Source organism: Thermobacillus sp. (assembly GCF_003390775.1).
Lineage (GTDB): Bacteria > Bacillota > Bacilli > Paenibacillales > Paenibacillaceae > Thermobacillus > Thermobacillus xylanilyticus.
Genome location: NZ_QEWA01000030.1, coordinates 1 through 22,869, shown reverse-complemented (window position 1 = coordinate 22,869; position 22,869 = coordinate 1). Strand labels below are relative to the sequence as shown.

At 63.2% G+C, this 22,869-nt stretch carries 21 protein-coding genes; 4 read left to right on the top strand and 17 right to left on the bottom strand.

What is annotated here, in order from left to right; translation table 11 throughout:
• Nucleotides 1–109: 109 nt before the first annotated feature.
• A complete protein-coding gene (locus C6W55_RS04780; RefSeq protein WP_286891723.1) occupies nt 110–616 on the bottom strand; it encodes a YqhR family membrane protein in 507 nt (168 codons plus the stop codon).
• A gap of 173 nt (nt 617–789) precedes the next feature.
• Between C6W55_RS04780 and C6W55_RS04775 the strand changes: the two genes are divergently transcribed.
• Nucleotides 790–1,767, top strand: a complete 978-nt coding sequence (locus tag C6W55_RS04775; RefSeq protein WP_286891721.1) for a DUF1385 domain-containing protein — start codon at nt 790–792, stop codon at nt 1,765–1,767.
• A gap of 19 nt (nt 1,768–1,786) precedes the next feature.
• Nucleotides 1,787–2,080: a hypothetical protein gene (locus C6W55_RS04770; RefSeq protein WP_286891719.1), complete on the top strand. Its 294-nt coding sequence runs from the start codon at nt 1,787–1,789 to the stop codon at nt 2,078–2,080.
• 66 nt (nt 2,081–2,146) lie between these two features.
• On the opposite strand, the gene mntR is transcribed toward C6W55_RS04770, so the two are convergent.
• From mntR to C6W55_RS04720, 10 genes are all read right to left on the bottom strand, one after another.
• Nucleotides 2,147–2,569, bottom strand: a complete 423-nt coding sequence (mntR, locus tag C6W55_RS04765; protein ID WP_015254867.1) for a transcriptional regulator MntR — start codon at nt 2,567–2,569, stop codon at nt 2,147–2,149.
• 126 nt (nt 2,570–2,695) lie between these two features.
• A complete protein-coding gene (locus C6W55_RS04760) occupies nt 2,696–3,412 on the bottom strand; it encodes a cytochrome c biogenesis CcdA family protein (RefSeq protein ID WP_286891717.1) in 717 nt (238 codons plus the stop codon).
• Between the two features lie 25 nt (nt 3,413–3,437).
• Nucleotides 3,438–4,244, bottom strand: coding sequence for a metal ABC transporter permease (locus tag C6W55_RS04755; RefSeq protein WP_041853871.1), 807 nt, complete (start codon nt 4,242–4,244; stop codon nt 3,438–3,440).
• 32 nt (nt 4,245–4,276) lie between these two features.
• Nucleotides 4,277–5,077 (bottom strand): metal ABC transporter ATP-binding protein, encoded by an 801-nt coding sequence (locus C6W55_RS04750; RefSeq protein ID WP_015254870.1) that lies wholly within the window; start codon nt 5,075–5,077, stop codon nt 4,277–4,279.
• A gap of 57 nt (nt 5,078–5,134) precedes the next feature.
• Entirely contained in the window at nt 5,135–6,169 is a 1,035-nt protein-coding gene (locus C6W55_RS04745) for a metal ABC transporter substrate-binding protein (protein ID WP_286891715.1), read from the bottom strand.
• A 182-nt stretch (nt 6,170–6,351) separates the two neighbouring features.
• Nucleotides 6,352–8,346, bottom strand: a complete 1,995-nt coding sequence (metG, locus tag C6W55_RS04740) for a methionine--tRNA ligase (protein ID WP_286891713.1) — start codon at nt 8,344–8,346, stop codon at nt 6,352–6,354.
• 378 nt (nt 8,347–8,724) lie between these two features.
• Nucleotides 8,725–8,955 (bottom strand): membrane protein insertion efficiency factor YidD, encoded by a 231-nt coding sequence (gene yidD, locus C6W55_RS04735; protein WP_015254873.1) that lies wholly within the window; start codon nt 8,953–8,955, stop codon nt 8,725–8,727.
• A 17-nt stretch (nt 8,956–8,972) separates the two neighbouring features.
• The gene (locus C6W55_RS04730; protein WP_041854359.1) at nt 8,973–9,383 is read right to left on the bottom strand and encodes a Fur family transcriptional regulator; all 411 of its coding nucleotides are present in this window, start codon (nt 9,381–9,383) and stop codon (nt 8,973–8,975) included.
• A 207-nt stretch (nt 9,384–9,590) separates the two neighbouring features.
• Nucleotides 9,591–11,567 (bottom strand): copper amine oxidase N-terminal domain-containing protein, encoded by a 1,977-nt coding sequence (locus C6W55_RS04725; RefSeq protein WP_286891711.1) that lies wholly within the window; start codon nt 11,565–11,567, stop codon nt 9,591–9,593.
• Nucleotides 11,568–11,752: 185 nt separating this feature from the next.
• Complete coding sequence (locus tag C6W55_RS04720; protein WP_041853872.1) at nt 11,753–11,953, bottom strand: hypothetical protein; 201 nt, start codon at nt 11,951–11,953, stop codon at nt 11,753–11,755.
• 306 nt (nt 11,954–12,259) lie between these two features.
• On the opposite strand from C6W55_RS04720, the gene C6W55_RS04715 reads away from it, so the two are divergent.
• Nucleotides 12,260–12,364 carry a YjcZ family sporulation protein gene (locus C6W55_RS04715; RefSeq protein ID WP_213484914.1) on the top strand — a complete coding sequence of 35 codons (105 nt, stop codon included), beginning with the start codon at nt 12,260–12,262 and terminating at the stop codon, nt 12,362–12,364.
• Between the two features lie 70 nt (nt 12,365–12,434).
• On the opposite strand, the gene C6W55_RS04710 is transcribed toward C6W55_RS04715, so the two are convergent.
• From C6W55_RS04710 to C6W55_RS04695, 4 genes are all read right to left on the bottom strand, one after another.
• On the bottom strand, nt 12,435–14,339 hold the full coding sequence (locus C6W55_RS04710; RefSeq protein WP_286891709.1) for an ABC transporter ATP-binding protein: 1,905 nt from the start codon (nt 14,337–14,339) through the stop codon (nt 12,435–12,437).
• On the bottom strand, nt 14,336–16,078 hold the full coding sequence (locus C6W55_RS04705) for an ABC transporter ATP-binding protein (RefSeq protein WP_286891708.1): 1,743 nt from the start codon (nt 16,076–16,078) through the stop codon (nt 14,336–14,338). The genes C6W55_RS04710 and C6W55_RS04705 overlap by 4 nt, the downstream gene beginning before the upstream one ends.
• A gap of 91 nt (nt 16,079–16,169) precedes the next feature.
• Nucleotides 16,170–16,832, bottom strand: a complete 663-nt coding sequence (locus C6W55_RS04700; protein ID WP_015254880.1) for a MarR family winged helix-turn-helix transcriptional regulator — start codon at nt 16,830–16,832, stop codon at nt 16,170–16,172.
• Nucleotides 16,833–17,041: 209 nt separating this feature from the next.
• On the bottom strand, nt 17,042–19,678 hold the full coding sequence (locus tag C6W55_RS04695) for an ATP-binding cassette domain-containing protein (protein ID WP_286891706.1): 2,637 nt from the start codon (nt 19,676–19,678) through the stop codon (nt 17,042–17,044).
• Between the two features lie 105 nt (nt 19,679–19,783).
• On the opposite strand from C6W55_RS04695, the gene C6W55_RS04690 reads away from it, so the two are divergent.
• A complete protein-coding gene (locus tag C6W55_RS04690) occupies nt 19,784–20,395 on the top strand; it encodes a biotin transporter BioY (RefSeq protein WP_015254882.1) in 612 nt (203 codons plus the stop codon).
• 154 nt (nt 20,396–20,549) lie between these two features.
• On the opposite strand, the gene C6W55_RS04685 is transcribed toward C6W55_RS04690, so the two are convergent.
• Nucleotides 20,550–21,014 carry a YlbF/YmcA family competence regulator gene (locus tag C6W55_RS04685; protein ID WP_015254883.1) on the bottom strand — a complete coding sequence of 155 codons (465 nt, stop codon included), beginning with the start codon at nt 21,012–21,014 and terminating at the stop codon, nt 20,550–20,552.
• A gap of 31 nt (nt 21,015–21,045) precedes the next feature.
• Nucleotides 21,046–22,599 (bottom strand): tRNA (N6-isopentenyl adenosine(37)-C2)-methylthiotransferase MiaB, encoded by a 1,554-nt coding sequence (miaB, locus tag C6W55_RS04680; protein WP_286891771.1) that lies wholly within the window; start codon nt 22,597–22,599, stop codon nt 21,046–21,048.
• Nucleotides 22,600–22,869: the final 270 nt, after the last annotated feature.

Genomic DNA, 22,869 nt, shown 5'->3' with positions numbered 1-22,869 from the left:
TCGGTCGCTCACCCTGCGGCCAAGCTTCACCACTAACAAGAATGATAATCATTATCATTGCAATCGTCAAATGAAAGTCCGGGCCCCTTCCCGCCCGGGCTTTCCGCATTCACCCCGCCGTCGCGGGTTCGCCGTGCGCCGAGTCATGAAATTCGAAGGCGATCGTGTAGCCGATGAACAGTCCCCACAGCATATGGATGCTCCATTCCGTCCAGATCGTGTTCCAGCCGATCCGGTTCAGCGGCTCCGTCATCCCGGCGAACGGCCCAACCGCCGCGAAGATGGCGGCCCACCAGGCCGTGCCGTAGACGATGCCCGCCCACGGGCCGCGGAACCGGATGAAGAGCGCCCGGTACAGAAGCGCCGCGATGACGGAGAACAGGATGAACGATCCGATGCCGGCCGCATGTCCAAGCGGCGATACGAGGAAATCCCGCAGGAAAAACGGCTCGATCCAATACCCCGCGTGCACGGAGGTGAATTTGAGCAGCTCGCACAGCCAATGGAACAGCCCCCAGATCAGGCCGGCCCAGAAGCCGGTGGAGGCCGCGTGCGCCCACGCGTTCGTCCCGCCCTTGCGCCTGCGGCTTAGGGCTTCATGCCAGATGCCTGACACGGGCGGACCCTCCTTTCCAGACGTCTTGCGCGCGATGGATATTATGCCTTGCCATCCGTGCTTCCATTCTAGCCCCGCGCCGCTCGCGGGACGTTGGCAATTGCGGCCCGAATCAAGTACAATGATGCTGCATGCCACTAACGGATTCGGCATCAGGAAAGGTGGAACGCGCTTTGCCACAAGACAAACCCGCCCTGTACGGCGGCCAGGCCGTGATTGAAGGCGTCATGTTCTCCGGCAAGCATGTGAACGTGACGGCGGTCCGCCGGAAAAACGACGAAATCGTATTCTACGAAGTGCCGAAAACGACGAAGCCGTGGGTCAAGGCGCTGCTCAGGATTCCGTTCATCCGGGGCATCGTCGGACTCATTGACTCCAGCGCCAAGGGCTCGCAACACCTCAATTTCTCGATCGAGCAGTATGCGGAAGACGAAGCCGGCGAAGAAGGCGCGGAGACGAAAGCCGAGGACGGGAAGAAGGAGTCGGTCTGGAGCCTGTCGATGATCTTCGGCGTCGCGGTCGCGGGCGTCATTTCGTTCGCGCTCGGCAAGCTGGCCTTCACGGTCGTGCCCGCCGCCGTCGAAGAGCTGCTGTTCGGCAAATCGTTCGACAACATCGTACTGCACAACCTGATCGAAGGCCTGATCAAAACCCTTTTCCTGCTCGGCTATCTGTACGCGATCTCGTTCACGCCGCTCATCAAACGCCTGTTCCAGTATCACGGCGCGGAGCACAAGGTGATCAGCTGCTACGAGGCCGGCGAGGAGCTCACCGTACAGAACGTGCAGAAATATACGCGCCTTCATTACCGGTGCGGCAGCAGCTTCATCGTGCTGTCGGTCATCGTCGGCGTCATCCTCTACTCGATGCCGATCTTCGAATGGAACAGCATCTGGGAGCGGATCTACATCCGCATTCTGCTGCTGCCCGTCGTGCTCGGCGTATCCTACGAGGTGCTGCGGCTGACGAACGCGGTGCGCGACATTCCCGTGCTCCGCTATCTCGGTTATCCCGGGTTGTGGCTGCAGCTGCTGACGACGAAGGAACCGACGGACGATCAGGTCGCGGTCTCGATTGCATCGTTCAACCGGATGCGCGAGCTTGACGCCCAGATCTCGGAACAGCCGGGACAAGCTGCTGTCAATGCGTGAAGTTGAAGGGGGAACGCCCATGCGCAGGAGACTCACCCCGGTGTCGGCCATCCTGCTGACGCTTGCCGCGATCGGCCTCGTCGCAATGCTGATTGACAGGCCGATCGATCTCATCATCCCCGCCGTCGTCTTCGGCATCGTGTTCCTGCTCTACAAGTTTCCGCCAGGCCGCAGCCGGCGGGAGTACCGGCCGCCGCGGCCGTCCGCGCGCGAACGGCGGAAGACCGGCGCCGCGTTTCGGCGCAAATCCGCGCCGTTCAAGGTGATCGAAGGCGGCCGGGACGATGACGAGGACAGGCCGAGATACCACTGAAACCGCCGAATGCGCAAAGCGACCCGCTGACGATGGATCGTCGGCGGGTCGCTTTGTCGCATGCGGTCATTCGTTTTCCAGTTCGCGTCTTACGGCGGCCAGCTCTTCCAGCCGCTTCGGATCGCGCTTGAAATATTCGACGAGCGTCTCGATGCAGGTGATCGAGTCCCAGCTCAGGTGATGTTCAATGCCTTCCACGTCCTGGTAGATGTTCTCTTCCCGGACGCCGATCAGCTCCAGAAACGTCTCCAGCAGCTTGTGCCGGTCGACGAGCCGCTTGCCGATCCGCTTGCCTTTGGCCGTCAGGACGAGACCGCGGTATTTCTCGTACACCAGATAATCGTCCTTGTCGAGTTTCTGGATCATCTTCGTGACAGACGACGGGTGGACGTCTAGACCTTCCGCGATGTCGGAAACGCGGGCGTAGCCTTTCTCGTCGATCAGTCGATAGATGCGCTCCAGATAATCTTCCATGCTCGGCGTGGCCATCGGCAACCTCCTTGATTCCCCGTCGCACTCGCCCGCGGCTTAAGCTGACGGTATTGGACGAGTAATCATTGTACCATATCGCACCGGGATGCGCCACCGTCCGTCATCCGCCTGCCGCCGTCCGGATCAGAAATTGGCCTTGAGCCAATCCGGCGTGATGCTGTTCAGATAAACGGTGATGCGCGTCATCTGGTCCGTGAACAGCAGGATGCCGAGCACGACGAGCAGCGCGCCGCCGGTCTTCATCACCGCGTTCGAATAGCGGAGCAGCGCCCGCGCCGAACCGAGGAAGAAGGCAAGGATGAAGAACGGAATGGCGAAGCCGACCGCGTACGCCGTCGTCATCGAGAACCAGGAGCCGGGCGACGAAGCCTGCAGCCCGAGAATCGCCGTCAGAATCGGCCCGACGCACGGCGACCAGCCGGCGGAAAAGCCGATGCCGAAGATGAACGAGCCGAGGTATCCGGCCTTCGGTCCGCCGAACTTCAGTTTCCGCTCCTGCATGAGAAACTTCGGCTGAAAGATGCCGGCGAGAAACAGCCCCATCAGGATGACGAGCAGCGCGGAAATTTGCCGGATGAGCTGCTGGTTGTCGCGGAAGAAATCGGCAAACGCGTTGACGCCGTATCCGAGCGTATAGAAGAGCAGCGAGAAACCGAGCAGGAAGAACAGCGTGTGCGACGCCATCTTGACCCGCATCTGGCGCGTATGGGCGCCGGCCCTCAGGTCGCTTACCGAAATGCCGGTGATATAGGACAGATAGGACGGATACAGCGGCAGGCAGCACGGTGAAATGAACGACGCGAAGCCGGCGCCCAGCGCGATCCAGACGTTCAGGTCCATGGCGGGTGAGCCTCCTTGTAAATACTTATAGACTGAGCCTTCGTTTGATGACAAGCTGCGCCAGCAGGACGGCGATCAACAGCAGCACGACCGTCCCCCCGGGCGCGAGGTTCCAGTAGCCCGCGGCGAGCAGACCGGCGAGCACCGCCGCTTCGGCGATGCCGACCGCAAGCAGCACCGACTGCCGGAAGCTGCGCGCGGCGAGCAGGCCGCACGCGGCGGGAATCGTCAGCAGCGCGGAGACGAGCAGCGCGCCGACGATCTTGATCGAGACGCTGATGACGAGGGCGGTCAGCACGCTCATGATCAGGTTCAGCGTCCGGGTCGGCAGCCCGCCCACCGCGGCGGCGTCCTCGTCGAACGTCATCAGGAACCATTCCTTGTACTGCAAGAGGACCGCAGCCAGCACGAGAATCGTCACGGCGGCGATCCAGATCAGATCCGCGGTGTCCAGCGTGTAGATGCTGCCGAACAGATAGCTCGTGATGTTGACGCCGAATCCCCGGTCCAGCGAGAACAGCAGCGAAGCGAGCGCGATGCCGCCCGCCATCATGATCGCGATCGACAGTTCGGCGTACGTCTTGTACGCTTTGCGCAGACGCTCGATGGCGAGCGTCGCCAGCAGCGCCGCGGCCATGCCGCCCGCAGCGGGCGAGCCGAGCCCGAGCAGGTAGCCGGCCGCCACGCCGGCCACCGACACGTGCGAAAGCGTGTCGCCGATCATCGAGAGCCGGCGCAGCACGAGAAACAGCCCGAGCAGCGGGCCGGCGGCCGCGATGAGCGCGCCGCCGATCAGCGCGCGCTGAAAGAAATCCATGGTGAGTAGTTCCACGTTGTTGGGGCATCCTCCCTGTATCGGACCGGTCAGCGGACGAGCGCCGGTTCTTCCGCAGCGCGGCGGTATTCGCGCAAGCTGTGGGTCAGATCCGTCTCGACGCAGTCTTCCCGGTCGTGCGAGTGGCGGACATAGAATTTCAGTCTGCCCGCTTCCGCCGCGGGCGCATCATCCAGATAGGAACGGAATCGCTCCCGGTCGTGCGACACCATCAGAAACGTGATGTTGTGATGCTGATGCATGTGCCGGATCAAATGATAGAAGCTGTCCTGCGTCTCCGCGTCGATGCCGACCGTCGGCTCGTCGAGGATGAGCAGCGCCGGGCTGTTCACCAGGGCGCGCGCGAGGAAAACCCGCTGCTGCTGCCCGCCGGACAGCATGCCGATCCGCTTGCCGGCCAGATCTTCAATCCCGAGGGCCTGCATCGCGTCATCCACCTTCTGATAATCCGCTTTCGTCAGGCGACGGAACAGCTTGTGCCGCCCGTACATGCCGGACAGGACGACTTCCCGCACCGTCGCGGGAAACAACGGATTGAACGCGTTCTTCTGCGGCACATAGCCGATCCGCTCCCGCTGCCGGAAGCGCCGGGCAGGTTCGCCGAACAGCCGGACTTCGCCGCCGTTCGGTTCGAGCAGCCCGACGATCAGCTTGAGCAGCGTCGTCTTGCCCGCCCCGTTCGGCCCGGCGAGCAGCGCGAAATCCCGCTCCCGCACGGTGAAATGGAGATGTTCGATAATCGGACGCCGCTCATAGGCGAACGAGACATCCGACAGTTCAATGACCGGCTGATGGCAGCCGGGGCCCTCCGGAATCCGTCCGGTCGGCACGGCGCGTCACCTTCTTCCGAATGCGAGGCCGGCCTGGACGGCCGGCTGTTTCAAGATTCATTGTAAAGCCTTCTTCAGATTTTGCAAATTCATTTCCATAATCGTCACATAATCGTCGCCATTAGCTTCCTGCTCGGGCGTCAGCCCTTCGACGGGGTTCAGCACCAGCGTCTCGGCGCCCGCTTCGTTCGCAAGCGTCCGCGCGAGCCGGTCCGAGACAAGCTCCTCGAAGAAAATGTACCGGATGCCGTTCTCCTTCACGAAATTGACGATCCGCTTCAGGTCCTGCGCCTTCGGCTCCGCTTCCGGCGTGAGGCCCATCACGGCGATCTGGTTCAGCCCGTAATCGCGGCACAGGTAGGCGAACGCCTGATGGGAGACAACGATGTCCCGCCGCGGCAGGCCGGACAGCTCCCGCTCATACGCTTCGTCGAGCGCCTCAAGGCGGCCGGCCAGCGTTCCATAGTGCTCCTCATAGACGGCCGCGTTCGCCGGATCAACCGCGGCGAGCGCATCCCGCACGTTCTGCGCCATCCGAAGCATCGATTTCGGGCTGACCCAGACATGCGGGTCGACGGACCCGTCGTGCCCGTGATCATGCTCGTCCTCATGCTCGTGCGCTTCGGCTTCCGGATCGAGCGGAATCAGCTCGATCCCTTCGCTCGCCTCCACGATCATCACGCCGCTGTCCGATTCGATGCCTTCGAGCAGCTCGTCCGTCCATCCTTCGAAGCCGGCGCCGCTGTACAGGAACAGATCGGCCCGCGAGATGTTGACCAGATCGCGGCTCTTCGGCGTCCAGTCATGCGGCTCCACGCCCGCCGGCACGAGATTCGAGACGTCGACCCGATCCCCGCCGATTTCGGAAGCGAGGAAAAACAGCGGGTAAAAACTCGTCACGACGCCGGGTTTCCCGCCATCCGAAAGGCCTCTTCCGCCGTTTCCTCCGCTTTCGCCGCCGCCCGCGCTCCCGCCGCTTCCTCCGGCTCCGCCTGCTCCGCCGCAGCCGGCCAGCAACATCGCCGCCGCCAGCAAGGCGGACGCCAAGGCATACCGCTTGCGCTTCACACTGCGTCTTCCGGCATCATGCATGTTTCCAACCACTCCCATCCAGACCAGGTTGCCGACATGCGGCTACCCGGTCTTTTCTCTTAATCGTAATCGTTACTATTACGGTCTCAGTATATCCGCCCGCCCGCAGGCTGTCAATACGCAGCAAGCAGGCTGTCAGCCGTGACAGGACGGCCGGATGCAGCCTGCTTGCCAACCTTGCATTATTTTACAACAGCGCCGTTCGGCATATCCTGCGGCACTTCCACGACCGCCAGTCGGCCGCCTTCGGAAGCGGCCAGGATCATGCCTTGCGACAATTCGCCGCGCAGCTTCACGGGCTTCAGATTCGTCACGCAGACGACTTTGCGGCCGACGAGCGCTTCCGGCTTGTAATGCTGGGCAATGCCGGACACGACCTGGCGCTGTTCGGAACCGAGGTCAAGCTGCAGCTTGAGCAGCTTGTCGGCGCCTTTGACCGGCTCGGCGGCGATGACCTGCGCCACGCGCAGCTCCACCTTCGCGAAATCGTCGATCACAATTTCCGGCTTGCCGGACGAAGCCTTCTCCCCGCCGCCTGCCGGCTCGCCCTTGGCACTCGCATTTTCGGCCTGCGCCGCCGAAGCCGCCGGTTTGCCGGTAATCGCGGAAGCGATATAGTGCACCTCCGCTTCGACATCGAGCCGCGGGAAGAGCGGATCGCCCTTGACGACCCGCGTGCCGGCGGGCAGCGTGCCGAACGTTCTGACCGTATCCCATTCGGTCAGCGGCCCCTGCTCGATGCCGAGCTGCCGCCACATCTCCTTCGGCGCGCGCGTCAGGAACGGCTGGATCAGAATCGAGATGATGCGCAGCGACTCGGCCAGATGGTACAGCACCGACTTCAGCTGCGGCGCCGAAGCCTCGTCCTTCGCGAGCAGCCACGGCTGCGTCTCGTCGATGTATTTGTTCGTCCGGCCGATGAACTGCCAGATCGCCGCGAGCGCGACGGAGAACTCCATCTTCTCCATCGCCGCCTCCATGGCCTCGATCGCCTCCCGCGCAGCCGCTTCGAGCGAGGCGTCGTAGGCCGTCACATGCCCCTCGTACGCCGGCACGACGCCTCCGGTATATTTCTCCATCATCGCGACGGTCCGGTTCAGCAGGTTGCCGAGGTCGTTCGCCAGGTCGAAGTTCGTCCGTTCGACGAAGCTTTCCGGCGTGAACACGCCATCCGAGCCGAACGGCGTATCCCGGAGCAGCCAGTAGCGCAGCGCATCGAGCCCGTAGCGCTCGATCAGCACGACCGGATCGATGACGTTGCCCTTCGACTTCGACATCTTCCCTTCCTTCGTCTGGAACCAGCCATGGCCGAACACCTTCTTCGGCAGCGGGAGATCAAGCGCCATCAGCATGATCGGCCAGTAGATCGTATGGAAGCGGACGATCTCCTTCCCGACAAGATGGACATCCGCCGGCCAGAACGTCTTGAACAGCGAATCGTCGTCCGACCCGTAGCCGAGCGCCGTAATATAGTTCGTCAGCGCGTCGATCCAGACATAGATGACGTGCTTCGGATCGCCCGGCACCCTGATGCCCCAGTCGAACGTCGTCCGCGAGACGGCCAGATCTTCCAGCCCCGGCTTGATGAAGTTGTTGATCATCTCGTTCCGGCGCGACTCCGGCTGAATGAAGTCCGGGTTTTCCTCGTAATACTGCAGGAGCCGGTCGACATATTTGCCCAGCCGGAAGAAGTAGCACTCCTCCTTGAGCAGCTCGACGGGCCGCCCGCAGTCCGGACAATTGCCGTTCACCAACTGCCGCTCGAGGAAGAATGACTCGCACGGCGTACAGTACCAGCCTTCGTACTCGCCCTTGTAGATGTCTCCCTGCTCGACCAGCCGGGCGAAAATTTTCTCGACCACCTGCTTGTGCCGGTCTTCGGTCGTGCGGATGAAGTCATCGTACGAAATGTCCAGCTTCCGCCACAGCTCCTGGATGCCGGCCACGATGCCGTCGACGAACGGCTTCGGCTCCATGCCGCGCTCCCGCGCGCGGCGCTCGATCTTCTGCCCGTGCTCGTCCGTTCCCGTCAGGAAATGGACGCGGTAGCCGCGCAGCCGCTTGTATCGCGCCATCGCGTCGCCCGCCACGGTCGTGTACGCGTGGCCGATATGCAATTTGTCGCTGGGGTAATAGATCGGTGTCGTCAAATAGAACGTTTTGTCCGCGTTCGCCATTCCATTTGCCTCCTGTCATGAACTTCCTCATGCATGCAAAAAAGCCCCCGCCCGACATGGGACGAGAGCTTCGCTCACGTGGTACCACCCAATTTCCTCCCGGCCGACCGAAAATTTCAGCCGGAAGCTCGCTTTCGCCTGCATCCGCAGACTGTTCCCTTAACGCGGGGCACGTCCGCCCCTTGCGGCCCGCCTCCGGCTGACTCAAGCCGGCGCCGCTCGAAGCGGAATCCTCCGGGACCATCTTCCGAAGCCCGCGCCATGCCGGTTCGCAGCCCCCCGGCTCTCTGGAATGGGCGGCATCTCCGTACTCATCCCTTCATCGGAAAGGGTATGGAAAGGATTGTTCATTATCCTAACGGATCGCGGCACTTCTTGTCAAGCCGGCGGCTTCCCCGGCGGCGGCACGGGATCGATGCCGCCCGGATGGAACGGATGACAACGCAGGATGCGCTTGATCGCCAGCCAGCTGCCGCGCAGCGCGCCGTGCACTTCGATCGCTTCGAGCGCGTACTCGGAACACGTCGGGTGGAAGCGGCAGGTCGGCGGCTTGAGCGGCGAGATGAAGCGGCGGTAGAAGACGATGCCCGCCTTCAGCAGCGTTCGCATGTCCGACCCTCCCGCCGTCAGCGGTTTCCGGCCGCCGTCTCGGCGCCCGCGCAGTCGCCGCAGTAGCCGAACACTTCAAACTTGTGCTTCACGATGACGAAATCATCGGGAACGTCCGTCGCTTCCATCGGACAATGGGTCAGCGGGTACGTCTTGCCGCATTGCAGACAGATCAGATGATGGTGATGGTCGTGCTCGCGGCAATGCAGCTTGAACTTCACACCGTCCTCGAAGACGACCTGTTCGAGCACGCCCAGCTCGTCGAGCAGCCGCAGGTTGCGGTAGACGGTGTCGAAGCTGAGGCCCGAATAGAAGCGGCCCATATAGTCATAGACGTCCTTCGGCGACAGATAACCGGGCGTGTCGGCGAACAGCCTGGCCAGCGTCCGCCGCTGGTCCGTAATGCGCAGTCCCTGGCTCGCCATCATCCGAATGATGTCATCCGTATCCAATGATCTGACCTCCGGAAGGTTTGTTCAAAGACAAGAATTTATAAGCCTGGCGGTTATCAATCGATCTTGTCTTTTTGCGCAAAACGGATGCGCCTTGTCAGGCGTACGGCGCAAGCCGTTTTTCTTACCTTCCATCATGCCTGAAAACGCGGTTAACGTCAAACCCGCGGACCTCGCCGCGCCTTACGTCCGCTCTTCCGGCAGCGGCTCGAACATGAGGGCGATCGGCAGATTGCTGCCGGAAGCCGGCGTGAACACGATCTCGACCGTCTCGGCGCGGTTGCCGCTCCGATACAGCACGCACGCTTCGTCCTGGTTCTTCAGGATGCTGCCCTTCGTCACTTCGACGACGCTGCCGTTGACGATGAACGCTCCCGTATAGTGGCCGCCCCGCGCGTTGAGCGAAATCAGCGTGCGCGGCGCGACGTTCACCTTCATCCGGTAGAGCACGCCGTAGTTCCCGACGTTGAGCTCGTTTTTGCCCGTGCCGTCGTCAATGCCCCACAGGTTCGGGTCATACTTGTTGTCGCCGAACATGAGGCGCTGCTTCGTCTGGCCCAGCTGCTCCTCGATCGTGATGCTGCGGTCGGTGTAGTCGAACGAGCCGCGCACATGGACGCCGTCGCGCGGCAGCATCGGCAGCTTCTCGAGCTCCTGCAGCGGATCGACGCCTTGCGGCACGATCACCACGCGATACCGGACGTAATCGTTCGACGTAATGTCCGCGTAGGCGGAGAAAATCTGGTTCGGCTTGATCGGCACGGCGGACAGTTTGTCAGCGAGCAGGACGGCCGATTCTTTCGGCCGCAGGCGCAGCGTACCGGCCTGGACGCCCCGGTTCACCGCATCCAGATAGCGAAGCGTCGACATCTTGCCCGCGTTCGTCGAGTACGGGTCCGGGCCGCCGGCGCCATGGGCGCCGATCGAGATGTCAACGGCCGTTCCGTTGAAGTTCGTGGCGACGAGATACACATTGACGTTGTAAGACATCGCGTTCTGGTTGTAGATCAGGAACCGCGTTTTGCCGGTCTGGATCGTGTCGTAGGCGATGCCGGTCTCGCGCAGCACTTCCGGGCTGTTGCTCCTCACGAGCCGCACGTTTTCCCTTTTGAACGTGTACTCCACCGGCGTGTAGCCGAGCACCTCGGAACCCGACAATGCGTATTTGCCCCCGATATCGGTGAACAGCTTGTCGTACTCTTCCTTCGTGTACAGCACTTCATCCGTAACCGTGATGAATTTCGACACCCGGTGCGTGAGTCCGTGCTTGTCTTCCACTTCCAATTCGACCAGCTTCTCGCCGGATTCGAAGAAGACCGGCTCGTTGCCGACCCAGGTGCGGCGCACGATCGCGTCTTCGTCGTCCGCGCTGAGATCACGGTACTCGATGTGCTCGCCGATCCGGTAGGTCTCCTTGTCGGTCCTGAAATCCGCGACAGGCGGAAGGTTCGGCGGCAGAACTTCAACGGTAACCGAGTATGGTTCGCTCCAGTTGCCAGCCGCATCCATCACCCGGCGCGTGACGGTGTACCATCCGGCTTCGGGAAACACGTCATAACGCCCTTCCCAGACGTCCTGCACGATGGGCAGTCCGTTCGGATGGCTCGCCAGATCCTTGTAGAAGACGACCGTCTGCCCGGCGTGGATTTCGTCATCGGCTTCGATCTCGAACGCGGCGGACGGCACGGCGATGCTCCAGCTGAGCGTAATCTGCCGGCCGGACACGTTGATGCGGCTGTCCGTCAGGTCCGCCCACATTCTGAGCGGCACCATCATGTAGCCCTCCTGGGCGAATACCGGTCCGGGGCCTTTCACGGCCGATCCGTTGACCTTGATGAACGGGCTGTCGGCCTTGAATCTCAGTTCCAGGACGTTCGACTTCGCCACCGCTTCCTTCGTCTTCGCATCAAAGTACAGCGTGAAGCCGTACACCGAAGCGATGCCGTTCAGCGGAATATACGCCGCGCCGTCCTTGTACGTGACCGGCTGCGCGGCCCGGATTTCCTCGCCGTTGAACAGCATGATGTCGCTGTCCTTCGCCAGCTGCAGCACGTTGAATCCCCCGGCTGACGACGAGTCGGCACGGGCGGTTGCGAATGGAATGATCAATGCGATAACGGTTAACAGGACAATTGCAATTTTGAATGGTTTCGATCTCATGCTTCTTCTCCTTCTCAAGCCGGCATTCTTTTTTGTTTCGATAGACACTGTTATAGACGCGGACGGACCGGATTGGTTGCGCCCCCCGCCCAAAATCGACGCCCGGGGATGCGTTCAAGATGAAAACCCCCGCCGTCCGGAACGTGCGCTCCGGTCTGACGGGGGCGGCATGGCGTTTTCGACATTCAGACGTACCAGCGATCGAGGATCAGGAAGAAAACAACCGCGCTGATCACGGCTCCGCCAAACGAAATCCATCCCGCGCGGAACCGCTGCTGGAACATGCGGAGAATGCCGAGGCTGAGCAGCGAGAAAATCAGCAGGATAAAAATAACGCCAAGGATGAACAGATCGGCGGATATATCCGACACATTGGTGACCGTCACTTGCGCACACTCCCGACTTAATGGGGTTTCGGCGGGTTCCATGTCCCTGTCCTAACCGCATTATAGCGGAAAAGCACGGGGATCCGCCAGCGGACAGTCCATCCGAATTGTAACCAAAGTGTGACAATTCTATGCGGCCGCGAACCCCCGCGCCGGGCGGAATCATCCGGGGTGCGTCCGCCCGCATGGGCATTCGCGCAATTCATCCTGATGCCGGTCAAACGTCCAAAAGGCACAGCCGGGTAAGGCATAGACTGCAATTGTGATCCCGCATCACACTATAAAAAAACAGGAGGGAAGCAATCCATGAGCTACGCAGGAGGTTACGGCGGTTTCTTCAGAACGAGCACGGGCGTCATTCTGGTGCTCTACATCCTGCTGGTCATCGTGCTGCGCTCCGGTTGGTTCTGATTGAATGCATGAAGCGCGGGCTGCGCGGCGGCATCTTCCGCCTCGCGGCCCGCGTCTTTTATTGGGAACCTCAGACGGCCGGTTTCCCTTCCGGCCGGGCGAATTGACTGTAATACAGTTCGGCATAGAAGCCGCCCTTCGCCAGCAGTTCCTCGTGTGTGCCCTGCTCGATGACGCGGCCGCGGTTCATGACGAGAATGACGTCCGCGCCGCGGATCGTCGACAGGCGGTGGGCGATGACGAAGCTGGTCCGTCCCCGCATGAGGCGGTTCATCGCGTCCTGGATCTGGTATTCCGTGCGCGTGTCGACGTTGCTGGTCGCCTCGTCCAGGATCAGGATGGCCGGATCGGCCAGCACCGCCCGCGCGATCGTGAGCAGCTGCTTCTGCCCCTGCGACAGATTGGCCGCTTCCTCGTTCAGCACCGTGTCATACCCGTCCGGCAGCGTCCGGATGAACCGGTCCGCGTACGCGGCTCTCGCGGCCGCGATGATTTCCTCCTCCGTTGCATCCTCCCGGCCGAATGCGATGTTGTCCCGGATCGTGCCGCCAAAAAGCCACGTGTCCTGCAGCACCATGCCGAACAGGCTGCGCAGCCTGCCCCGCTCCATGGTGCGGATGTCGCGGCCGTCGATCGAGATCGAGCCGCCCTGGATGTCGTAGAAGCGCATGAGCAGATTGACGAGCGTCGTCTTGCCCGCTCCGGTCGGCCCGACGATGGCGACCGTCTGGCCGGGCTTCACCTCGAAGCTCAGATCGTCAAAAAGAAGCTCATCCGGCGCATAACCGAACCGCACGTTCCGGAACGCCACCGCTCCCCGCGGTCCGTCCTGCGCCGCAGGCTGATCCGCCGCGGCATCCGGCGTCTCTTCCGCTTCATCCAGCAGCTCGAATACACGCTCGGCCGAGGCGACGGTCGACTGGATGATGTTCGCGATCCCCGCAAGCTGCGTAATCGGCATGTTGAACTGCCGCGCATACTGGATGAACGCCTGCACGTCGCCGATCGCGATCCGCGATCCGGCCACGAGAATGCCGCCGACGACGCAGATGATGACATACCCCAGATTGCCGATAAAGCCGGTAAGCGGCATCAGAATGCCGGAGATGAACTGCGCGCGCCAGCCGGAATCGTACAGACGGCCGTTGATGCCGTCGAACTTGCGCATCGCGTCTTCCTCGCGGCCGAACGCCTTGACGATGCGGTGTCCGGCGATCATTTCTTCCACATGCCCGCTCAGTTCGCCGAGCGAACGCTGCTGACCCGCGAACTGGACCTGCGAACGCTTCGCGACGCCGGCCGCCGCCCACGCGGAAAGCGGCAGCGTCACCAGGCAGACCAGCGTCAGCAGCGGGCTGATGTACAGCATCATGGCGATGACGCCGGCGATGGTCACGAGCGACGTCACGAGCTGCATCAGGCTCTGCTGCAGCGTGTTGCCGATGTTGTCCACATCGTTCGTGACGCGGCTCAACGTCTCCCCATGCGGTCTGGCGTCGAAATAGCGGAGCGGCAGCCGGGGCAGCTTCTCGTTCACTTCCTTCCGCAGCGTGTAGATGGTCTTCTGCGCGATTCCGGCCATCCAATACTGCTGGATCCAGGTGAACACCGAACTGACGGCATAGAGCGCCAACAGGATCAGAACGATGTTCCCGATGCCGCGGTAATCGACCTCCGCCGGCACACCGGCGATGCGTGCCGTCACCACCTCGAACAGCTTCGTTGTAATGTCGCCCAGCAGCTTCGGCGCGATGATCGAGAACGCCGTCCCGAGCACGCCCATGACGAGGACGGCGAGCAATTGGCCGGAGTACGGCTTCAAATAGCCGGTCAGCCGCTTCACCGTTCCCTTGAAATCTTTCGGCTTCTGGGGCGGCATCCCGAAGCCCGGAAATCCGCCCCGCGGGCCGCCGAATCCCGGGCCGCGGGGTCCGGGGGGCCGGTAATTCGTCTGCGATTCGCGGCTCCCTTTCATGCGATCTCCTCCTCCGTCAGCTGCGTAGCCGCAATTTCCCGATAAACTTCGTTCTCCCTGAGGAGCTGCTCATGCGTGCCGATGCCCGCGATCCGGCCGCCGTCCAGGACGATGATCTGATCCGCATCGACAACGGTGCTGATGCGCTGGGCGACGATCAGGACGGCCGCATTCCCCGTCTCGGCTCTCAGCGCCTTGCGCAGTGCGGCGTCCGTCTTGTAGTCGAGCGCCGAGAAGCTGTCATCGAACAGATAGATGCCGGGTCTGCGCACGAGGGCGCGCGCGATGGCCAGACGCTGTTTCTGGCCGCCCGACAGATTCTTGCCGCCCTGCGCCACCTGCGCGTCGAACCCGCCTTCCAGACCTGAGATGAACTCGAGCGCCTGCGCCGTCTCCGCCGCGCGCCGCACTTCCTCGTCGGAAGCGTCCTCCTTGCCCCAGCGGATGTTGTCGGCGATCGTGCCCGTGAACAGCATCGCCTGCTGCGGAACATAACCGATCCGGGCGCGCAGCATCTCCTGCGGCCAGTTCCGCACGTCCACGCCGTCCACCAGCACGCTGCCGCTCTCGGCGTCATAGAAGCGCAGGATGAGGTTGAACAGCGTAGTTTTGCCCGAACCGGTGCCGCCGATGATCGCCGTCACCTCTCCCGGCTTCGCGGTGAACGAGATGTTCGCGAGCGCCGGCTGCTCGGCGCCGGGGTACCGGAAGGTGACGTCCCGGAATTCGATCAGGCCGCCCGCTCCCGCCTGCTCCGGCCGTGCGGGGCGCGCGGGGGAATCCGCGTCGCGGACGGATGCGGGAAGCTCCAGCACTTCCCGGATTCTGCCCGCGGACACGGCGGCGCGCGGCAGCATGACGAACAGCATCGACATCATCATCAGCGAGAACAGAATCATCATCGCGTACTGGATGAACGCCATCAGATCGCCGACCATCAGTTCACCCCGGTCGATGCGGATGCCGCCGAACCAGACGATGGCGACGGACGAGAAATTGACAATCAGCATCATGGCCGGCATCGTGAACGCCATGAGCCGGGTGGCCTTGAGAGCCGTATCGGTCAGTTCCCGGTTCGCGCCGTCGAACCGCCGCCGTTCATGCTCCGTTCGGTTGAACGCGCGGATGACGCGCACGCCGGTCAGGCCTTCGCGCTGCACCCGATTGAGCCGGTCCAGCCGGGCCTGCATCGACCGGAAGAGCGGCATCGCCTTGCGCGAAATCACAAAGATCGTCAGCGCCAGCACCGGGATGACGGCGATGATGACAATGGCCAATTGCGCGTCCTTGGCCAGCGCCATGATCATGCCGCCGACGGCCATCATCGGCGCAGCCGCCATCATGCGCAGCATCATGATGAGCGTCTGCTGGACCTGCGACACGTCGTTCGTCACGCGCGTCATGAGCGACGCGGCGCCGAAACGGTCAAACTCCCGCATCGAGAATCCGCTGACATGCCGGAACAACCTGCTGCGCAGATCCCGCCCGAACCCCGACGACGCCCGGGCGGAAAAGTAACTGGCCGCGATATTGCAGGCAACGCCGAACGCCGCCGTCAGCAGCATGAAGACGCCCGTCCGCATAATGTAGGCGGTGTCCCCTTTCAGCACGCCGATATTGACGATGTCCGCCATAAGCGTAGGCAGATAAAGTTCGGACAGCGACTGCAGCAGGACCAGCAGCAGCACGAGGACGGCGAGCCGGCGATACGGCTTGAAATAACGAAGAATTCCGGTCACGTTCGATCACCTTTCCAGCGAGAGTCGTTGCAGCGGGTTTGCGGTCGGGTGAGGCGGCATGCGGATGTTGCGCGATGCCCTGTGCGCGGCGTCAATTGCCGCCTTCTTCCGCCGTCTGTCCCGGGACGGACCGGTCGGTTGTTCCGGTCCCGGACGGCGCATCGTTCGCCGAAGCCGGGCCGGATGCGCTTGACAGGTCCGGTGCAGGCTCCCCGGCCTGAACGGACGCGCCCGCCCGGTCAGGCGTTTCCTGCACCGGTCTGTTCGGCTCTCTGCCCGCTGCCGCTTCATATTGCCGCCAGAACGCCCGCTGCCGTTCCGACAGATAGGCGTTCACTTTCCTCATTGTCCGGATGAGATGCAGGCACTCCTCTTCCCCGAGGTAGTCCGCCAGCCCGGCGAACATTTCGAGACGGGATTGATTCATGCGCTCGACGTATTGTCGTCCCTGGTCGGTCAGCCGGATCCGTACAACCCGGCGGTCCGATGAATCCGCGAATCGTTCCGCGAGGCCCTGCTCTTCCAGCCGGTTGATGTGCTGCGTCACTGTCGGCGACGTGACGCGCAGCCATCCGCCGATCTCCGACACCGTGACGCCGCGGCCATCGTCCCGGGAGTGGATGACGTGCAGCACCATCAGCTCGCCCGGACGGCGCATCGCCTCTCCGCCGCCCGTCCCTTTGAAGCATTGTCTGGAATGCGCGAAGGTTTCCATGAGCAGCCTAGCAATCTCTTCCCGCTTGTCCGGCATCATGCGGGTTCCCCCCTTTCGCAAGTTTGCAGTCCGCCATGCATCCATCCAGACGATACGTCAGGATAGGCATCCGGCAGCCAATTCATTAGGTCACTTATTATTTAGGTTATCTAATTATATATCCGGATTGAAGAAGCCGTCAAGACCGTCCGCATGCAGAGGGCGCCGGAGCGATGCCGGCGCCCGCATTCCCGGAAGCGCCGCGACGGTCAAAGCGTCGCATCGATCAGCCGCAGCAGCGCGAAGATCGCCCCGGCGGCGGCGACAAACGCCGCATCCTGCCGCGTGAACCGGATCGGAAGCGCCCGTTCGGCCGCCCGCCTGCCGCTGTCAAAGCCGCGCAGCGTGAGCGACACGGCCACCCGGTCCGCAATCTGCAGCATGGCGAGCAGGAACGGCACGAGCACGGCGGGCAGCGCGCGGAACGGAATGCGTCCCGGCGGCACCGGATGCTTGCCGCGGGCGACGCCGATCCGCGCGAACCGGCTCCACTCCGCCGCCATGAGCGGAATGAAGCGAAACAGCAGCGCCACCGACAGTCCGACGGCCCAGATCGTCCGCTGCGGCAGACGGACGGCGGCCAGCAACCGCTCCACGGCCTGCTGCAGCCGGTAAGGCGTGATCAGTGCGAGAAGCGGCATGCCGAGCAGCATGACCGCGAGCAGCCGCATCATCAGCCATACCGTATCGAGCGCGGCGCCGGCGTCCAAGTTGAACGCGGGCGTGAATCTGGCGCCGGTGAGGAGCGCAAGCGCCGCGGTGAGCGCGAGATAATAGACGATCACGCCGCGGTACGGGCGAACGAGCCGGCCGACGGGCAGCATCAGGGCGCAGACGACGGCGAGGCTTGCCGCCGTGTCCGCCGGACCGTCCATCGCGAGGACGCCCGATGCCGCCAGCAGGTACGCCGCCCACAGCGCGCGTGGATCGAGCCCGGCCAGGCGCCGCTGGAGCGCGGAAGCCGGCTTCCCCTGCGCGGCGGAAGCCGGCGGCCGTGCCCGGGCCGGCCCGGCCGGTTCGGCCGGTTCGGCCGGCGCCGATTCCGGCGGCCCGAAGCCTGCGATGTCCGGCCCGATGCGCCCGGCATCGGCCGCAAGCGCGCAGGCTTCCTGCAGCCGCGCAGGCTGCAGCGCCCGCAGCGCCGCGGCCGTCCGCAGCGCCTGCGGCAGCGCTTCGGGCGGCATGACGCTGCCGCCCGCCAGCACGGCCTGCGCCCAGGCCGACGCCGGCGCCGCCTCGCGGATTTCGCCGCCGGCGACGACGACGACATCGTCGATGAGCGGCCACAGCGCGTCCAGATCATGCGTCGCGATGACCGCGCCGCCGCCCTTCGCGCGGTGGGCCGCCAGCCAGGCGCGCAGCGCGGCCGCGCCGGCGGCGTCAAGCCCGGCCGTCGGCTCGTCCATCAGCAGCCACGGCGCGCCCGCCGCAAGCAGACACGCCCAGGACAGGCGGCGCTGCTCGCCGCCGCTGAGCGTCCACGGCACGCGGCCCATGACGGCCGTTTGCAGCCCGGTCCTTTCAAGCGCCGCTTCCGCCCGGGCCGGCCGCTCGTCCGCCGGCACCGCATACGGGCGCATCGCATAGAACAGCTCGCCGCGCACCGTATCGGCGAACCAGGCCGACTCCGACCGCTGCATCGCCAGGCCTAACCGCAGCAGCCGGTCGCGCCGCGGCCTGCGGCCCTGCCAGAGCGAAACGCCGCCGAGCGTCACGCCGCCGGCGTCCGGGCGGCGCAGGCCCGCCATCGTCTCGAGCAGCGTCGTCTTCCCCGCGCCGTTCGGTCCGACGACGGCCGTTATGCGTCCGCCGCGGAAGACGGCCGAAACATCCCGCAGCACGGCCGCTCCGCCGTCGCCGTACACCGACAGCCCGTCGATCCGCCAATCTTCGGCCGTCCCGCCGCCGGACCCGTCCATGCCGCCCTGTCCGGCGGATCCGCAGGCGGGATCCGGATCGTTCGTCAAATCCCCGTCAAGCTCCGCAAGCATCCGCTCGAGCCCGTCCGGCAGTTCGCCGCGCGCCGCAATCCCCCTCGCCAGCTCTTCCGGTGTGAGCGGAAGCGGATCGAGCGGAATGCCGCGCCGTTTCAAGGCCAGCGCCGTCCGGACGGCATGCGGCGCTTCGCATCCGAGCCGCTCGCACGGACTCTCGGCCTCACCCGCCGGCAGGAAGAACGACTCGGCCGGACCGTCGAAGATGATGTTCCCGTCGAGCAGCCCAACGACCCGGTCGCCATGCGCGATGTCCTCCGCCGCGTGGGAGATCCAGACGACCGCAGCGCCCGCCTCCCGCAGGCGGCGCGCGCCGCTCAGGACATGCGCCCTGCCGGCGCTGTCCAGCATCGAGGCCGCTTCGTCGAACACGATGAGCGGCGCCCCCGATGCGATGCAGCCGGCGGCGGCGAGCATCTGCTTCTGTCCGCCGGACAGCTGCTCGACGGGAACGTCGCGCCGTTCCCACAGGCGGCACAGGCGCAGCAGACGCTCGATCTCGGCCAGTGCCTCCTCGCCGCCGATCCCCCGCGCTTCGAGGGTGAGCGCCAGATCTTCCCAAGGCGTCGATCCGGCGATCGCCGCTTCCGGATCCTGCGTAACATAAGGAAGCGGCTGGTCCCCCGCGAAGCCGCGGGTAATCGTGCCGGCGGCATAAGCCTTCCCGCCGGCCGCCATCTCCGGAATGCCCGCGATCAGCCGGGCCAGCGTGCTCTTCCCGCTGCCGTTCGGCCCGGTGACATGCAGCCATTCACCAGGCGCGATCTCCAGAACATCAACCCGCAGCAGCGGCCGCCCGTCCTCCAGCCGCACGTCCGCCCCGCATATCCGAAAATGTTCCGCCTGCATCATTTTTTTCATCAAACCCCTGTACCGGCAAGTCCATCCATGTTACAATGCAATTGGTTAACCACCCGACCAGATTAAGGTTAACAATCAAGGAGCGAAATTGCAATCATGAATTTTCCGATTCGCGACATTGTCTACACGGCGCTGTTCGCCGCCATGTTCATCGTCATGAGCATGATCAAAGTTCCGCTGCCGTTCTCGCCCGTTCCGATTACGCTGCAGAATCTCGTCGTCATGCTGGCCGGAGCGTTTCTCGGCGCGCGGGGCGGTTTCCTCAGCATCGGTCTGGTCATCGCGCTGACTTCCCTTGGTCTGCCGCTTCTGCACGGACAAGGCGGACTCTCCTACGTGCTCGGTCCGACCGGCGGATTTCTGCTTGCGTTTCCGTTCTGCGCCGCGGCGGTTGGCTGGTGCACCGGAAAGCTGCTGAAAACCGGCCTGCACGGAAGGAACCGCGCCCTTTTCACGCTCGCGCTGTTTTTCATCTTTATCGGCTGCGGTTCGCTCCTGTCCTATCTCGCCGGGGTGCCGTGGCTGGCGAAGGTTTACGATCTTTCCCTCGCCGGCGCGATCGCCGCAGGGTTCACGCCCTTTATCGGCGGCGACATCGTCAAAGCCGTCGTCGCCGCCTTCGCTGCAGCGGCGCTGCTGCCGCATGCCCGCGGGCTGCGGAACCCGGCGCGGCCGGCCGGCGTCCCGGGCAGCGGTGCGGATGCCTGACAGTCCCCCATAAAAAATCCAAACCTCCGGCCGTCTGATGACGTTCAGACTTGCCGGAGGCTTGGTCCCTTGCACGTTCCTCTTAGGCTTCCGCGCGGGACGTATGTCCGCTTCACGGAAGCCTTTCTTCCTTGTATGCGCCTTGCCCTTTCGATCAATCGCTGCAGTCCGCGGGCGCCGCCGGCGCGGGTTCGCCCTCGACATCCAGCTTCTTCGCGACGGTGTCGCGGATGACCGACACGACCAGCTGCAACAGATAGTTGATATCCGACTGGCTTTGCTGGAAATCGACGACGATCGGCATCTGATCCAGCTCGTCCTGCAGCGCCTCGATCTCGGCCTCGATTTTTTTCACCATCTCCGGATTCTGGAACCGTTCGAACGCGACGATCTCCTTCTGTTTCTTCTTGATCTGCGCGATGATCGACTGCACTTTCTCGCTCGCCTTGATCTGCGCCTCGGCCTTGCGATAATGCTGCACTTCGTCCGAGGTGTAGATCATCTCGGCCAGTTCCTTCGCCTTCGCCATGATGTCGGCGCGAATGACGAGATCCCGCGAATCGAATTTCGGAATGCCGCATCCTCCCGCATGGTCATGATCGTGGCCGTGATCAGCCATTCCTTCATCTCTCCTTGCCGCGGACAGCCGGTCAGGAGACCGCTCCGGTCTCCTGCCGCACAGGTTCCGCCTTGATATACCAGGTCTGCGGATCGGTCACCCGCACATGGACGAACGAACCGATCCATTCCGGCGGTCCCTCGAAGTGGACCAGCTTGTTCGTGCGCGTCCGTCCGGACAACACGTTCGGGTTGCTCTTGCTTCGGCCTTCCACCAACACTTCGACGACGCGGCCGCGCAGCGCTTCGTTGCTCCGCTTGCTCAGCTCGGCGACCAGGTCGTTCAGCCGGATCAGCCGCTCCTTCTTCACTTCCATCGGCACGTTGTCTTCCATCTCGGCGGCCGGCGTGCCGGCGCGCGGCGAGTAGATGAACGTGTACGCCGAATCGAAGCCGACTTCGCGGACGAGCGACATCGTCTCCTCGAACTGCTCCTCCGTCTCGCCCGGGAAGCCGACGATGATGTCCGTCGTCAGCACTACGCCCGGAATGGCGGCCTTGATCTTGCGCACAAGTTCCAGATACGATTCGCGCGTATATTTGCGGCTCATCCGCTTCAGAATCTCCGTGCTGCCGGATTGCACCGGCAGATGGATGTGCTCCACGAGATTGCCGCCTCGGCTGAGCACTTCGATCAGCTTGTCGTCGAAATCGCGCGGGTGGCTCGTCGTGAACCGGATGCGCGGAATGTCGATCTTCGACAGGTCGGCCATCAGATCCGCGAACCGGTAGTCCCGGTCCGTGAAATCTTTGCCGTAGGCGTTGACGTTCTGGCCGAGCAGCGTAATCTCCCGGTATCCCTGGCGCGCCAGTTCGCGCACTTCCGCGATGACGTCCTCGGGCAGCCGGCTGCGCTCCTTGCCGCGCGTGTACGGCACGATGCAGTACGTGCAGAATTTGTCGCAGCCGTACATGATGTTCACCCAGGCGCGCATCCCTTCGCGCTTCTTCGGCAGATTCTCGATGATGTCGCCTTCCTTCGACCACACTTCGACGACCATCTCTTTGCCGAAATATGCGTCCCGGAGCAGAATCGGGAGGCGGTGAATGTTATGGGTCCCGAAAACGAGATCGACATATGCGTGCTTCTGCAGAATGCGCCCTACGACGGACTCTTCCTGCGACATGCAGCCGCAGACGCCGAGGATCAGCTCCGGCTTCTCGAGCTTCAGCGATTTCAGGTTGCCGAGCTCGCCGAACACCTTGTCCTCCGCGTTCTCCCGCACGGCGCACGTGTTGAGCAGGATGACGTCCGCTTCCCGGCGGTCGTCCGTCCATTCGAACCCCATATGCTCGAACAGACCTTTCATCACTTCGGTGTCGTGCTCGTTCATCTGGCAGCCGTAAGTTTGGATGATATATTTTTTCCCCTTGCCGAACGTCCGGAGCTCTTCCGGCACCGCCTCTTCGTACAGCACCTTGATTTCTTCCTTGCCGCGCTGCTTCTCCCGGCGGTAGCTCGGTTCGGACATGATGAAAATTTCGCGTCCGCCGATCCGGATCCGCTTGCCGTGTTCGTCTTCGGAGATGATTTTCGCGTCCGAGAAATCGAAATAGCGGCTGTAGTCCTTCGTCTCGTTCGCCACGAACCATCGCCTCGCTTCCATAATCCCGCCTATTATAGCATGAAACGAGGCCGGCGCGCTACCGCAAGCCCGGCATCGTCTGAGTCAAGTCAGCGTGGGCACCTTATTGGGGATGCTGGATCACAACCGAAAAAAGAGCCAATCCCTTGTTAGCGGTTTCAGTTTTTCTTCCTTCAGGAACTGCTCCAGATCCCTGGTATCAGTATCCTCTAAGTCCTTTTAATGCCATTCCAGTCGGGCGACTTTGCCATTGGCTTCTGAGCAGTCGGA